The organism is Cupriavidus campinensis (assembly GCF_905397395.1).
GTDB classification, from domain to species: domain Bacteria; phylum Pseudomonadota; class Gammaproteobacteria; order Burkholderiales; family Burkholderiaceae; genus Cupriavidus; species Cupriavidus campinensis.
Genome location: NZ_CAJPVH010000002.1, coordinates 217,229 through 232,766, shown reverse-complemented (window position 1 = coordinate 232,766; position 15,538 = coordinate 217,229). Strand labels below are relative to the sequence as shown.

The window sequence follows — 15,538 nt, the reverse complement described above, 5'->3', positions numbered from 1 at the left end:
ACACTCGCCGTCTCCCCATCGAGACAACGAGATCGGCAGCATGCAGAAAATAGCGGAGCCGGGCGGTGCCCTGCTGCTGGACTACGACTACGTGGCGCGTCGCGCCATGGCCTCGCTGTTCCGCACGTTCGAGAATTTCAGCGAAGGCACATTCGTGGTGGACGACCACGCGCGCGTGGTCTGGATCAACAAGCGCTACGCGGCGCGCTTCGGGTTCTCCAACCCGCAGGAGGCCATCGGCCGCGACTGCGAGCAGGTGATTCCCAACAGCCTGATGCGCGAGGTGGTGACCACAGGCAAGCCCATCCTGCTGGACATCCTCGAGACAGACAGTGACACGATGATCGTCACCCGCCTGCCGATCAAGGACGACGACGGGCGCACGATCGGCGCGGTGGGCTTCGCGCTGTTCGACGAACTGAAGTCCTTGACGCCGTTGTTCGCCCATTACTCGCGCGTGCAGGCCGAACTGGCCGCCGCGCGCCGCTCGCTCGACCAGGCCCGCCGCGCCAAGTACACCTTCGCCAGCTTCATCGGCACCAGCCCGGCGGCGCAGGAGGTCAAGCGCCAGGCCCGGCGCGCGGCGCGCGTGGAGTCCCCGGTGCTGCTGCTCGGGGAGACGGGCACTGGCAAGGAACTGCTCGCGCATGGCATCCACGCCGGCTCGACGCGTGCCGAGCAGCCCCTTGTCACCGTAAACGTGGCCGCCATTCCCGAGACGTTGCTGGAAGTCGAGTTCTTCGGCGCGGCGCCGGGCGCCTACACGGGCGTGGACCGCAAGGGCCGCATCGGCAAGTTCGAACTGGCGAACGGCGGCACGCTGCTGCTCGACGAGGTGGGGGACATGCCGCTGATGCTCCAGAGCAAGCTGCTGCGGGCATTGCAGGACAAGGAGTTCGAGCCGCTCGGCTCCAACCGCATCGTGCGCGCCGATGTGCGCATCATCGCGGCCACGTCGGCCGACCTGCCCGCACTGGTGGCGGCGGGCAAGTTCCGCGCGGACCTCTATTACCGGCTCAACGTCCTGACGATCGAACTGCCGCCGCTGCGCGAGCGCCGGGCCGACCTGTTGCTGTTGGCCAACGCGATCATCGAGGAACTGTGTATCAAGGCCGATCGCAACCCGCCTGGCCTGCGCCAGGACGCCTTGCAACTGCTTGGGGAATATGACTGGCCCGGCAACGTGCGCGAGCTGCACAACGTGCTGGAACGCGTGGTCATGCTGTGCGACGAGGATTCGATCGACGCGGCCACGCTGGCGCCGCTGCTGGACCGCCGTCTGCCGGCGACCCTGGTGCCGGCAAGCCTGGAAGCGCCCGCCGCGGTGGCCGCGGTGTCGACAGATGTCCAGACAGATGCGCCGACAGATGCGCCGACAGATGTGTCGATAGATGTGTCAATCGACGCGCCGACGGCGCCGGCACTGCCCGAGCCTCCACCGCAAACCTACGCGGCGGCGATGGCCGGCTTCGAGGCCGCCTTCCTGCAACAGGCGCTGGACGCCTGCGGCGGCCGCGTGGCCGACGCCGCCGCCCGCATCGGCATCAGCCGCGCCGCGTTCTACAAGAAGCTCGCGGCGCTGAAGCCTGCTTCGGCCGCCTGATCAGGCGGCCTGATCAGCCGCCGATACCGAGCAGTTCCACTTCGAAGTTCAGCGTGGCGTTCGGCGGAATCGTACCCGGCACGCCGCGCGCACCGTAGGCGCTGGCCGACGGGCAGGTCAGCTTGGCCTTGCCGCCCACCTGCATCTTCTGCACGCCTTCCGTCCAGCACGGAATCACGCGATTCAGCGGGAACGAGATCGGCTGGCCGCGCTTGTACGAGCTGTCAAACTCCGTGCCATCGGTCAGCGTGCCCCGGTAGTGGACCTTGACGGTATCGGAGGCCTTGGGCGAAGCGCCCGTGCCCTTGGTCACGTGCTGGATCACCACGCCGGACGGCAGCGTCTCGGATGCCGGAGCGGCGGCCTGGGCAGCGCCTGCGCCAGCGAGCGCGACGGCGGCAAGAATCAGGGAGAGAGTCTTCATGGGAATCTGTCGTGTCAGTGTGTTTGGAAATTGGCGCCGGCAGCGCGATGCCAGCCGGCAGTGTACCCGAGGCATCATCCAACCACGAACAGCCCGACGATGACGTGCGCGAGCGAGAGCGACAGCACCAGTGCAACGAGGACCACGGCAATCCAGCGCCACGGCATCGCGCTATGCGGCTCCGGTTCGGCGACCAGGGCTGGCACAGGCTCCTCCTCCACCACCGCCGGGACCGGAGGCCGGACGCGCGGCGCCGTATCCGGCAGCGGCGCGCCATGCTCGTCCCGCAGCCCGCGAGCGACCAGCGCCGCGATCACGGCCAGTGCGTGCGTGCCGATCTCCGGCGCTTCACGCAGTTGCAGGATCCACGTGCGGCATTGCTGCCCGGTATCCGCGCTGCCGTAATACTCGCGCAGCAGGCTGTCCTGCAGCCAGACACCCCGGCAACTCCCCGACGCGCCCTGCACACGGCTGCCTGCCTGGTCCAGCGCGGTGCAGAAGCAATAGCGCACCGCCTCCACGGCCTCGGGCGGCAGGTTCACCGCCGCGCCCGCCCGCTGCAGGTAGACAAGCCGTTTGCGGGCCTCGCGCTTGAGCCACTCCAACCGCGCCATCGACTTCAGCGCCGGCGACAGTTCGTCGAGGATGCGGAACAGGGGCTGGGCGAGATGGAGCAGGAGATTGCCTTCCCAGTAGTGGGTCATCCCCCTTCCTTCTCCGCGCGGGAGGAGGCCATGGCGTGCCGCCGTGCGCTATCCGCCACGGTCCAGTAGTCGTCAGGCATGGCCGGCCCTTGCGCATGCAACGACGGCACCGGCTTCGCCGTGGGCGCCCGATACGCATAGGGGTTGACGCCATCGCCGCCCCGCCGGTCCGGGCTCAGGTACCGGCCGATATCGGGGTCGTAGACGCGCCGGCCGTGCCAGTGCAACCCGATTTCGTCGTCGGCGAACTGACCCGCGAGCCGCAGCGGCTGCCCGGCGGTGGCGGCCGGGCCATCCTGGGCCAGCAGGCGGCCCAAGGCCGTATAGCGGCCAGACCAGACCTCCGCCCCCGTCTCGTCGGTCAACGCCACGGCAGTGCCGGCGACATCCGTTTGGTAGTGCAGGAGCCGCATGCTCCCGGGCTGCCCACCGGCATCGAGCACCTGGTCGATACAGGTCAATGGCACGTCACCGCCAAAGCCGTGCTTCGTCGGCACATGGAGATAGGTCCGCACGCGGTCTGGCTCGATCATCTGAATCAAGGTGTCGTCGTGCCAGACGAAGCGCGTGACGCGAGGCGGCGTGGCCGGCAAGGCGCGGCCCGGCGCCTGCCGGACCGTCACGGTGCGCTCGATGCAGCGGCCCAGCGGGTCGTATTGGTAACGCACGAGCCTGTCGCGCACGCGCACGGCGATCAGGTGGTCTTCGGCATCCCATTCCAGCGCGATCGCGTCGCGGTTGCCGGACTTCGCCACAACCCGCCCCCAAGCATCGTACTCATATCGCCAGCCTGCAAACTCGGTGAGCCGGTGATCGTCGCGCCGCTGCGGGCCCACCAGGCTCCGCGACGGGTCCAGCTGCGTGCCGGCACCATCCCAGCTAAAGCGCTCGATGCCCAGATCGTCCGTCACGCGCCGCAGCAGATTGCCGCTGCGGTCATAGTCGAGGTGCGTGGTGCCATGGCGATGATCGATGGTCTGCACCACCCTGCCACCGGCGCCGTAACTGACCGCGCGCCAAAGCCGCAGATCCTCGGCTACGATCTCGCGCTCGGCGGTCTCACTGTGCAACACCGCGCGCCACCACAGCGGCGCCCCGACGGCGTCGTAGCCCGTATAGGTCAGCAGGTCGCCCTGCATGCGAACCACTTCGCGCTGCATCGCATCGAAGGCAAATTCCGCGACATGCTGGCCATCGATCCCGATCAACGTGACCGCCCCCGTGTCATCGCGCGTCACCTGTATGGTCTGCTGCTGCGGCAGGAGCACCCCAATCAGGCGACCGGCGTCATCGTAGCCATAGCGCAGCTTGCCGTGCGGGCCTTCCTCGGACAAGGGCTGGCCCGTCTCGTCATGCGTGTAGCGGATGGAGGTTTCTACGATGCCGATGGCCTCGCCCTCGGCCGTGGGCGTGCGTGTCACGGTCTGGAGCCGGCCATCGGCGGCATAGTCGAACCGATAGCGACTGTGCATGGTATCCCGCCCCACGAGACGGCCGAGCGGGTCATACGCGAACGCCTCGCGCCGCATCTGGCCACCAGCACTCGCTGTCAGCGCGGCGAGCGCACCACGGTCCGTGTAGGTGTACGCGTGCGTCACGCCGTTCTCGTCGGTCGACCGGCTCGGGCGGCCCACGGCATCCCATTCGAACGTCTGCACCGCGCCATTGCCGCTCGTGGTACGCACGCGCCGGCCGTGCGCGTCATAGGCATGCGCGATGGCGTGCCCCTCTTCGTTGATCTCGCGCAGGACACGCCCGCGCCCATCGCGCTCCCACGTCCGGCCCTGGCCGTCGGCACCGACATACTGCGTCCGCTGGCCGAGCGCGTTCCAGCCATGACGCTCACAACTGCCATCCGCGCGCGTCAGCTGGAGCGGCCAGCCGTTGCCGTTGCATTCCAAGCGTGTGATGCCGCCCGCCGCATCACGCAGCGCAGCGACATGGCTGTCCGCGTCATAGGTCAGGTCGAAGGTCCGCCCCGCCGCATCGGTCTGCCGGATCACCCGGCCGGCGGCGTCCCGCTCGAGTGTAATCGTTGCGCCATCGGGGCCGGTGCGGCGGACGATCCAGCCGTGCGCGTCATACGCCGTGGTCACTTCGCCTTCCGGCGTGAGGTGCTGCGTCGGCTGGAGACTGTCATCACGAACCCACGCCCAGCTCTGGCCCGCGGACTCTTTCACCATCAGCGGCGCGAGTGTGCTGAAGGTGTAGTGGGTCTGGCGCCATCGGCCGGAAGAATCCGTCTCCTTGACCACGCGCGACAGGTTATCCAGCGTGAGCACGATGCGGCGCTCACCCGGCAGTTCCAGCGCCACCGGCCAGTGCGAGCGGCTGTACTGGAACGCATACTGGCGCCGATCGAAATCGCGAAAGCCGACCACGCAACCACGCGCGTCGTAGCGCCAGTGCGCTGTATGCCCAAACACATCGGTGACGTCGCAGGTGCGCGACGCGGTGTCGTACGTGAACTGTTCGCGTGCCCCGGCATCGGTGCTGCGCTCGACCACGCGCGCACGGTCTCCATCGGCTTCCCACACGTAGCGGGTCACGCCGCCGAGTGCGCCGACCTGTTCGACCATACGCCCGCCCCGGTAGCCGTAGCGCCGGGTCGTGGCACCGGTGCGGTCCTCGACCCGGGCGAGCCGTCCGTCGTCATCGTAGCGATAGTGCGCCAGCATGCCCGCAGGCCCGCTGCCAACGCTCTCTATGGCGGACAAGCGTCTGCCGTCGCCGGAATAATGCATCTGCAATACGTAACCGCACGTGCTGCCAAGCCGGTCCAGCCGTCCCGAGGCGTCCCGGATGCAACCGATGCGCTCGCCGGCATAGTCCTCGATGTACTTGAGCCGTGCGATGCCCTGCGCGTCGAACTTTTCGAAAACGCGATAGCACGGCGAGAAATCGGCCACGACCATCGTGCCATCGGACAGGCACGCCAGGTGCAGGCGTTCGGACAGCACCGTGACGCGCGCGCCTGGCTGCGGATCAGGCACATCGATCATGCGCCCGTGCTCGTCGGTGTAGACCAGCCGGTCGCCCTGGCGGTGCAGCGTCACCTCCCAACGCACGCGCCAGCCAACGCCCAGCGCCCCTTCCACCGCCAGTGCGCCGGAGTAGAAGCGCGACCAGCACAGCGGCAGTCGCGCCGGCAGCGTGAAATCGGTCTCGTGCGCGGGCAGGCAGATCTTGTCGCCAGACAAGACATCGATGTCGCCCCATAGCAGCCCGGACAGCGCGCGACGAACGCCGTACCGCGCCGCGAGCTCCGCGTCGTGGCCGTGGAATCGCCCGACGAAGGGGCGGGTTGCCACGGCATCGATCTCCTTCGTCCGCAGCACATCGAGCAGGCTGCCCAGTTCACTGATGGCCGACATGTCCGCCCTCAACCACCGACGAAGACGTTCGGGGAGCCACTTGCGACCGGTGCGCCACAGCCGGACACGCCGCCGACCATGGAGGCCGGCATGTTGTTGATGAATACGGTGGACGAGCCCTTCGCCAGCGAGCCGCCTCCGTGCAGCGAGCACGTGCAGCTGCTCGCGCACGCAACGGCGGCTGGCACCCCGTTGATGAAGACATTGCCGGATCCTGACGTGATCGACCCTCCGTGGCCGATCGCGTCACCCAATCGCGCAGCTGGCGTTCCCATATGTGCTTCCTTTCAGAATCGAGTGATGCCCCGGTGACAGATGTCACCGGGGCGAGCAGGTTCTCGCCTTCCGCCGTTACGGCTCTGGCGTCGTTGGCGTCGGCGTCGGGATCGGCGGCGTCGGCGCGGGTGGGGTAGGCGTCGGCGTTGGGGGCGTTGGTCCAGTCGGACCGGTTGGACCGGTGGGTCCTGTCGACCCGGTTGGCCCGCTCGGCCCTGTTGGCCCTGTTGGCCCTGTTGGCCCTGTTGGCCCTGTTGGCCCTGTTGGCCCTGTTGGCCCTGTTGGCCCTGTTGGCCCTGTTGGCCCTGTTGGCCCTGTTGGCCCCGTCGCCCCCGTCGCCCCTGTTGGCCCCGGCGGGCCCGGCATCCCTCCGCCATCGGCGCGAGCGCCAAGACCCAGCATGGGCACGACGATCGGTACCGACGGCGCGGCCAGCCCGATCGCAAAGAAGCCTCCTCCGCCACCGCCTCCGCCGCCCTTGTTCTTGCCGTCGCCCGGGTTCAGGTCCAGTTGCGTACCCTGGATCACGACCTTGTTGCCCACGAGCTTGATCGTTCCGTCGCTAGCCATTGTCAGCGAAGCTTCCCCGCAGGTCAGCGACAGGGCCTCGCCGGAACTGACGGCCATCGCTTTGCCGATGCTCACCAGGTATGCGCCGCCCACCGAGTAGGTCGAAGCGCCGCCGACGTTCACCGCAGATATGCCGCCGATGCTCATGGAATACGCGGCGCCGACCGTGTGGACCGATCCGCCGGCCACGTTAGTGGCATAGAGTGCGCCAACGCCGAGGTTGAAGTTCATACCCACGCCCATCGCCAGGTCCATGCCGACGGTTTTCGTCTCGTTCCGCTTGGTCAGGCTGACCATATCGCGCTCGGCCTGCTGGTAGAACTCCTCCATGCCGGCCTTGTCCTCGAACCGGACGCCGTTGTAGTTGTCCGGCCCGCCACCCGGCGTCTGGCTTTTGAAGCCGCTCTTGGTAGCGCTGGCAGGCAGGTCCCAGGGCGGCTGCGTCGCATTGTTATAGAGGCTGCCGGTGACCAGTGGCCGATCCGGGTCGCCGTTCATGAAGTTGATGATTACCTCATGGCCAACGCGCGGGATATAGATGCTGCCGAACTTGGCGCCAGCCCAGGCCTGCACCACACGCACCCAGCAGGAGTCCGACTCATCGTTACGGGCGTAGCGGTCCCACAGGAAGCGCACCTTGATGCGGCCGAATTCGTCCGTCCAGACCGTGGAGCCCGGCGGACCGACCACAATCGCCGATTGCGGACCGTGCGTATTGGGCTTGGCCGTCGTGCGGGGCATGCGGAAGACCTCGTTGGTCGGCTGCACCTCGAGCTCGTTCCGACATTGGTACTGATAGCCGGCGCCCGATTCGTCGGCAATCTCTGTCAGCGTCAGCCTCGATTCCACCACGAGGTACTCGCGGTTCGCGCTGCGGTGCGCGTGGCGAGAGAGCACGAAGGTCTCGCCGCAAGCCACGCCGCGTACATTGCCATGGCCGAACGCGCGCGCCCCTTCCGCGCGCGCTTCTTCCATGCGGACACGACTGATCATGTCGCCATGTCGTGCGTCGGTAAAGTCACTTGGCCACTCGAACACGTCCCGGTCGGCCCATGTGGTGCGACGCGGCTGCTGATTAGCTTGCAGCAGCCTTGCCCGCGAGCGCGTGAAGTCGTAGTCGTCCACTTCCACGCGGCCGGTACGCAGTGCCTCGTGCACAGAGAACGCCGCGATGTGTTCGATATCGATCTTGTCGTCGTTGGGGTGATATTCGATCTGGTGGTAAGCCTCGCTGCGCACGCGGCGGTGTGCCCCGATGTGATCGCACAACACAAGCCGGTGCTTGCCGTCCGAATGCTCGAAGAACCAGTAGATGCCCCATTCCTCCATCAGGCGCTGGATGAAGTTGAAGTCCGTCTCGCCATACTGGACCTGGAACTTGCGCGGATCATTGCGCTCGGATTCGCTCGTCAGCGCATACTTTCCCACGTCGAGCCGCTTCTCCACCGGGTAGGGATAGTCGGCCAGGACGTCGTCGATGATCTCGAGTACGGTTTTGTCCTGGTAGATCTTGAAGTCGTTGGTCAGCGTGGCCAGCCACAACCACGGCCGCAACACCACGCGATAGACGTTATAGCGTCCCTCCTGGTGCAGGTAACCGGCCGAGACAACGAGCCCACTGATCTCCCGCGTGCCTCGCCCTACCTGGGTGCCTGGCCCCTTGCCGCTCCCATCAATCTGGATCGAGAGCGTCATCTCCTTGCCAACCAACGCTTTCAGGTCGAGGTTCGCGCTCGCCGCCAGCGGCAGTTGGTAGTCGTCCGGCGTGCGTAGCTGGACCTCGTACTCAAACAGTCGGCCAAGCCGCTCCGTTCCATGAACCTGCAGGAACTCCAGGGCCGGCAAGCCGGCCACCGTGGGCATAGCCGCGCTGCGGATCGCCACGGTACGATTCTGCGAAGCAACGCCGTTCAAGAATTCAGTAGCCATCTCTTCCCTATGCAATCACAGTCTGTTTCCAACGTCGTCGGCATGGCCGGCGCTACGTGCCCTTCGGGCAGGAAAAGCCCCTGAGAAGCTGACCGGACAGCGCATTCGCGTGCCCGCCCGTCACGAATTCCAGTGCCGCATGGCGGTCGTCGAATGTGAAATCCACGACCATGCGGCTGGCCGAGGCCGTGCCAACTGGCCGACCTTGATCAACCAGCCGGAACAGGGCCCACGGGCCGGACGTCACGATCGTCGACGTATCGGGCCGGATCTTCGGGCTGGCCGACATCCCGGCTACCGCCCCGCCGCGTGGCCCCGGCCATCCCAGTTGGAACGTCACGACCGGGCCATGCGCATAGCGGATCTGCTGGCCGTCGATGTCGAGCGAAAGTTCCAGGATCTCGGGGTCAAGATTGGCCACCCGAGCATCCACCTTCCACGCCATCCGCTTCCCGCCCGATTCGCGGAAGAACGTCTCGCGGATAGCTGCGGCCCGTTCAAACGGTTCCAGGCTCGGGCCGTGGATGGGCGGCATGCCGGGACTGAGCGCCTTGTACCGCCATGGCCGGGAACTGGTATCGACGTTCGGCGCAAGCGTTCGGGTGAAGAAGGCATCCAGCAGGCCATCGGCCGCAAAGATGTGGTGGAAGTCCTCGATGTCCACATCCTGGCTCGCATCCGCCACGAACGGATACTTGCCCGCGATAGCGCGGCGGCACGCCGCACCGACGGATGATTCGAGCTGGGCCGCCAAAAGCGTGCCAACGCCCGCGTTGACCTTCTGCGTTACCTGAACGGATATACCGGCCAGCACTGCGCGGAACGGCGCGGGGAGTTTCTCGGCTTCCAGTTGCAGCATCGTGCCGATGTCGACCGCCGGCGGCATGCTATTCGCCGCTAGCGCGGCACCCGCCACAGAGAGCCGGGTGTACTGCTCGCCCAGCAGCGCCAAGATGCCGCCCAGGTGGAGCGCATTGCCGCCGGAGCCGAGCGCAGCCACCGGCGCGCTGGCGGGAGCCGTGCCGGCGCCCCCATCGGCGTGCCCGGTAACCACCTCGCGCAACGCCGCGAAGCGGTTGTCGACCAGTTCGCGCTCCACGCGGCGCAGCCGATTCGTGCCGCCGAGCGCGGATGCAGCACTGGCCGCGCGCGTCACCGTATGGAGCCGCGACGACATGCCCGTCGCCGTGACAGCCTTTTGCGCGGCATCCATGCCGTCCTCCTCGTCGTCCGCCACCGACAGCGACGTCTCGCGTATGGCAGTGCGGGCCAGCCGTGCCAGCGGGGAATCCGCGGAGGACAGGATGCGCAGGATCTGGAGATCGAGCACTGTGGAACCGCCCTGCTCCGCTGCGTCCGGCATCGCCGGCCGCACGCTTTCCAGAAAACGCTGCCAGTAGTTGGCGTAGTCGATCAGATATTGACGGCGGATATCTTCGGCCAGCGGCGAACTGGCCATCAGCGTGGCGACGTCCTGGCCGTAGCCGGCCTTTGTCTGCAACTCCGTGCGCCCCATGATCCAGGCATCCGCAGGCTGGGCCTTGACAAGGAAGTGCGCCAGCCGCCGCGCAAACACCTTGTGGTAACCGTCATACGTGTAGAGGCCGGGCACGCCCTGCTCCAGCAGGTCGCTGTCCGCGAGCGTCAGGACCGATCCTGCCTGCAACCCCGCCGCGCGCGCCAGGGTGACCGGCTCGGGCGCCTCCTTGGCCATCTCCACCATGGCCCGCTCATAGAGCCGGCGCGGTGCCGGGTTGCTGCTCAGGTAGCGACGTGCGCGGTCCACCAGCAACGCGTTCCGCGGCGTGGTCGGCGACAGGTCGTCGCCATCGAACAGGGCCTGGAGGTGCTGGCGCATCCGGTGGGGCTCGCCGAACACAGCGCTGCTGCTGTCCGACTGCTCCCAGTCCTTGAGCACCCACGCCTTGAACACCGCGGCGTCGAAGTGTTTCCTGTCATACAGCATCAGGTAAGCCGTCAGGGCACTATAGACGCCGTCGGGATCGCCGGCCTCCATCCGCGCATCGAGCGAATCCTCTAGACGCCGCACGACATGCGGCAGTAGTGTCTGGCGCAACAGGATGGCGTAGGTTCGCCCCGAGGCGTCGATGACCGGAGGCGCGGCATAGAGCCCGTATCGGTAATCGAAGCCGGGATTGGCGAGATCGAGCTGCCCGAGGTGCGGCAACTCGGCCGACGCGTTCAGCATGGCGGGCAAGGCCGCCGGCTCGTGCAGCTTCCGATATCCCTTGACCCGTTCATCGAGCGCAGTCACCTTCGCGTCGATGGCCGTAAGGTAATCGCGATTGTTCTCAAAACTCGCGATGAGTGCATAGACCAGCCAGCCACACACCACGATCGACGCCAGATAGCTCGCCCCGCGCATCGCCCGGAAGCGGAGTTCCCAGCGCAGGTTCGGCCGAACCAGGTGGGCTTCCGGCACAATCACCTGCTGGAACAGGTTGTGCAGGAAGTAGCTGCGATAGCCGGACGTCTCGGCGCCAGGGGCACCCGATGTCTCGGCCTCTGCTCCGGTATCGCTGGGTACGGAGCGGATGGCGCCACCGCGCAGCCGCTGGAGCAGCGTGGTCTTGTCGGCGGCAATCGTCACGTCTGACTGCATTGCGCTCGAGAAGTACACGCCGCGCAAGGCGCTGTCGATCTGCGTGCTGTCGTAGCGCGAATCCATGAACACGAGCGACACCACATCGAGCACCACGTCAGCCAGGCACCCGAATTCCGCCGGCAGCGCATACAGGCGCTTGCGGCGTTCGGTCTCGTACTCCTCGATCAGCCGATTGTTGACGCCCGCTTCCAGGCGATCAACGAGCACGCCGATTTCCTCGACGCACTGTTCGCGCAGATTATTGACGCCGCGAACCGTACCGTCATCCGGTGCAGAGACGACAATCCCCCAAACCTGCGCACGGCCTTCGGCAGTCAGCGACTGGAAGTACTCGCCGAAGCCCGGCAGCACATCGACCTTGGTGACGAGCACATACACCGGGAAGCGGATGCCAAGCTCGTGCCGCAGCTCAGTCAGCCGCGTGCGCAGGGTCGCAGCGAGGGCGATCCGCTCGTCGGGCGACTTGCCCAGCAATTCCGAGGCGCTGAGTGCCAGCACCACGCCATTGACAGGCGCGCGCGGGCGGTGCTTGCGCAACAGCCCAAGGAAGCCGATCCACTCCGTCTTGTTGCGCTCGGGTTCATCCGTCTCGCCGGCGCGATGATCGGCGTACCGGCCGGCCGCATCAATCAGTACCGCCTCGTTGGTGAACCACCAGTCGCAATAGGTCGTGCCCTGCGGCGCCTTCAGAGAGACCGCATTCATCTGGTCTGCTTCCGGGAACTCGAGTCCGGAATTCAGAGCGGCAATGGTCTTGCCCGCCTCCGGCGTGCCCAGCATCAAGAACCACGGCAGATCGTAAAGTTGGCGGTCACTCTCAAAAAATCGCTTCAGGCCCAGCCCGCGCCCATGAATGCGTCGGACATGCTGGACAGCCTTGCCGACAATGGCGCCAAGCACGTGCAGTTCTTCCCTTGGCCGAGCAGCCGCGTCATCGGGCGCCGCGAAGATGCGCTTGACGAGGGCATCGTTGCTGCGCAACGCGCGCCACAGACGCCAGGCACCGTATACCCCGTAGGCAATGACGATCAGGAGAATGCAGACGGTACGCGCACCATAGGAAGCCAGTGGACGAACTTCGCCGAGCGCAAGGAGCGGGCCGAGATGCCACAGCAACATACACACCGCGGCTACCGCGAGCGGGCTATACGGCCAGCGCCGCAACCAGCAAACGTACAGCACGACCAGCATCACGATGGCGGTCACGCGTAGCGACAGATCGCCAAGAGGATGATGAGCGCCGAAGGCGAGCCAGGGGCCGAGGAACCAGACGGCCAGTCCCAGCGCCACGACGGCGAGGAACGCCAGCATCGCCTTCGAGAACAGGGGGGAGAAGAAGGTCTTCAAGTTATGCATGTTGGGTCCGCGCTACTGCGTCACCATGACTTCCACGCGCCGGTTGCGGGAACGTCCTTCCGCCGTGCCATTGCTGGCCACGGGTTGCGCATCGCCACGGCCATGGACCGCGATACGATTCGCGGGCGTGCCGCCCGACTCCAGGATCTTCGCCACGAATGCCGCTCGCTTCTCGGACAACGCTTCGTTGCTCGAAAACTCCCGCGAACGGATCGGCTGGCTATCGGTATGACCCGTGATGACGACTTGTCCGCCGACTCGGGCCACCTCCTTTGCCACCTTTTCGAGGGTCGGATACATGTCCGCACGCACTTCGCTCTTACCGGACGGAAACATGGAATCGCCCTTGAAGATGACCAGGCTGTGCCGGTTGTCCTCCTCCACGCTCACGAGGCCGCGCGCCACCTCGTCCTTGAGCAGAATCGACAGGCGGAGCCGCGCCGGCGCCTGCACCGATCCGCGCGGAATACTGTGAATGCGCGCGTGCAACGCGCCCCCGGCTGTGAGCAATTGATACTTGTACCAGGCGAACAAACCGAACACGATCACCGCTGCCACGGCGGCCAGGCTCCATGGCGGCACGCCGCGCAACGCACGCAGGCGGCCCGGCTCGGCGGGCTTCCAGCGTGGGGACAGTTCGACCGGCACTGCATCGCGCGCGCCCGCGACCAGCGCGGCAAGGCGATGCCGCACCTGCTCCAGATGACGCCTGCCATCCTCGATCACGCTGTACCGGCCTTCGAAACCCAGGCCCAGGATGCGGTACAGGATCTCGAGCACGTCGATGTAGGTCTGCGGATCGGCAGCCATCCGGCCGATCAGGAGAAAGACCTTCTCACCGCCGTCGTTCTCGCCTTCGAAGGCAATCAGCAGGCTGTTGCGCGCCCAGGCGCCACCGCCGCCCCATCGCGTGCGGTTGGCGGCCTCGTCAAGCGCTGTGCAGAGGCAGTAACGCACCGCCGCCATGTGCGTCCAATGGAGGTTGGCACGCTCGCAAAGGGTCTGGAAACGGTCCACTTCGCGCGCTAGCAGGAGCCGCAGCGCGCGGATCTCCTCCTGCGACGCCATCGTCGCCGGCATGTCGGCCAGCATCCGCAGCAGCGGGCCAGCCGCTTCCATGAGCGGATTCCTGGCGACCCGCACCGCCTCGAGCCGTCGTTCCACGTCCACTGGTGGATCGAACGCGAACAGCACATCGGCTTCCGTTGGCGACATGGTCTCGCGCGAGACCGCCACCTTCGCGCCAGATGGCGTCTGTACGTCCGTCACGCCGGTCTCGGTGAGAAACGCGAAATCGTCCGACGATTCAAAGTTCCCGGCGCTCACTTATGACGCACCCCCCACAGTTCCATCTTCAGCTCGGGAAAACTGCCGGCGATATGCATGGCCAGTGCGCCCTGCTGAGCGATCTGGTCCCAGAACACGCCGGTCCGGGACAGTTCGAAATAGACGTAATTGGCATTGAACGGAATCTGGCGCGGCGGCACGGGCAGCGGCAGCATCTGGAGCCCGGGCAGGTGTGAGCGAATCAGTTCCGGCAAGCGCTGAGGCTGGCTGATCTTGGCCTGTGCGGCGAACTGCTGTTGCAGCACGTCGGGCGACATCTGCGCGCCGACTGCGAGCACAAGGCTCTCGAAGCCGGCCAGCTCCGTTGGCAGCATTGTCGCGAGGCGAATGCCGTGCGGCTGCTCCACCAGCGGAATTGGCTGCGCCCCACGGATCAGCACCTGGTTCAGCAGGTAATGGACCTCGGTAACGAGTGGGTACAGGCTTTCAAAGAGACGCGCATGGTCGTAGCCCGGCGCAAGCTCCGGTCGCCGCGTTTGGGGGCGGACAAAGGTCGCCAGGTCGCCGGATAGCAAGAGCAGCGCGCGGTAGAGTTCGACGGGCGAGGTCTCGCCAATCTGCCCGATGTGCTCGAGCAGGGGTTCATGCCGGTTGAGAACCTGGAGCAGCAGATAGTCGGCAACTTCGGCAACGGCTCCGCTGCGCCCATGGCTGCCCGAAAGACGATTCGCCAACGCGTCGGCACGCAGCTTCGCCAGTCCGTGCAACTGCGTCACCCATTCCCGCAGCAAGGCGTTGGCGCCAAAGTGCACCACCGGAGGGATATGATCGCGCTCATGAAGGACGACAGACCCGTCTGGCTGCAGGCTCTGGACGCGTGCCACGGCGATGCCGATCCAGGACTGGCTCAGTTCCTTTTCAGGCAACAGCCGCAGCCGCAGGTTAGCCATCTGGACCGGCTTCGGACCTTGTCCGATCGCGTTTGCGTCCCGCAGTGCCTCGTCGAAGGCGAGATACCGCGCCAGCGACCCGGCCTGCTCCTCGAAGATCGTTTCCTCGGTGTTGGCAAGGCGTAGCGGCACAGCAAGGTAAATCAATTGGCCGAGATGCTCGGGCGTGATCGTCAGCGGTGGTGGCGGCGGCGCCTCAGTTGGCGTGTCGAACGGTGTGCCATCGGGAAAGATGCCCGATCCACGCTTGATCGCCACCTTGCCGAAGGACAAAGCGCTCTGATCGATCTCGTACTGGCTGAATCCCCATGAGAACGGACTAAGCGTTGTCACACATCGCTGTGCAACATATTCAAGATAGCGCTCTTGTTGCTGAAACAGCTGAGGGCGCAGGAATAGCCCTTCACTCCAGACAATCTTATTGTGGTAGCTCATGGCA

The 15,538-nt window shown here is 66.1% G+C and carries 9 protein-coding genes; 1 reads left to right on the top strand and 8 read right to left on the bottom strand.

Annotated elements, in window-relative coordinates; all coding sequences use genetic code 11:
• The first annotated feature begins 40 nt into the window (after positions 1–40).
• Entirely contained in the window at positions 41–1,603 is a 1,563-nt protein-coding gene (locus KHO18_RS02555) for a sigma-54 interaction domain-containing protein (RefSeq protein ID WP_211942731.1), read from the top strand.
• Between the two features lie 13 nt (positions 1,604–1,616).
• Here the strand turns inward: KHO18_RS02555 and KHO18_RS02550 are convergent, their stop codons facing one another.
• The 8 genes from KHO18_RS02550 to tssK form a co-directional block, all read right to left on the bottom strand.
• Positions 1,617–2,027, bottom strand: a complete 411-nt coding sequence (locus KHO18_RS02550; RefSeq protein WP_144197626.1) for an FKBP-type peptidyl-prolyl cis-trans isomerase — start codon at positions 2,025–2,027, stop codon at positions 1,617–1,619.
• Between the two features lie 74 nt (positions 2,028–2,101).
• Positions 2,102–2,731: a DotU family type IV/VI secretion system protein gene (locus KHO18_RS02545; protein ID WP_144197625.1), complete on the bottom strand. Its 630-nt coding sequence runs from the start codon at positions 2,729–2,731 to the stop codon at positions 2,102–2,104.
• A complete protein-coding gene (locus KHO18_RS02540) occupies positions 2,728–6,105 on the bottom strand; it encodes a DUF6531 domain-containing protein (protein WP_211942730.1) in 3,378 nt (1,125 codons plus the stop codon). The genes KHO18_RS02545 and KHO18_RS02540 overlap by 4 nt, the downstream gene beginning before the upstream one ends.
• An 8-nt stretch (positions 6,106–6,113) precedes the next feature.
• Complete coding sequence (locus tag KHO18_RS02535; RefSeq protein ID WP_144197623.1) at positions 6,114–6,380, bottom strand: PAAR domain-containing protein; 267 nt, start codon at positions 6,378–6,380, stop codon at positions 6,114–6,116.
• Between the two features lie 76 nt (positions 6,381–6,456).
• Positions 6,457–8,880 carry a type VI secretion system Vgr family protein gene (locus tag KHO18_RS02530; RefSeq protein WP_211942729.1) on the bottom strand — a complete coding sequence of 808 codons (2,424 nt, stop codon included), beginning with the start codon at positions 8,878–8,880 and terminating at the stop codon, positions 6,457–6,459.
• Between the two features lie 52 nt (positions 8,881–8,932).
• Entirely contained in the window at positions 8,933–12,862 is a 3,930-nt protein-coding gene (gene tssM / locus KHO18_RS02525; RefSeq protein ID WP_211942728.1) for a type VI secretion system membrane subunit TssM, read from the bottom strand.
• Positions 12,863–12,874: 12 nt separating this feature from the next.
• The gene (tssL, locus tag KHO18_RS02520) at positions 12,875–14,188 is read right to left on the bottom strand and encodes a type VI secretion system protein TssL, long form (protein ID WP_211942727.1); all 1,314 of its coding nucleotides are present in this window, start codon (positions 14,186–14,188) and stop codon (positions 12,875–12,877) included.
• A complete protein-coding gene (gene tssK, locus KHO18_RS02515) occupies positions 14,185–15,534 on the bottom strand; it encodes a type VI secretion system baseplate subunit TssK (RefSeq protein ID WP_144197619.1) in 1,350 nt (449 codons plus the stop codon). The genes tssL and tssK overlap by 4 nt, the downstream gene beginning before the upstream one ends.
• Between the last annotated feature and the right edge of the window lie 4 nt (positions 15,535–15,538).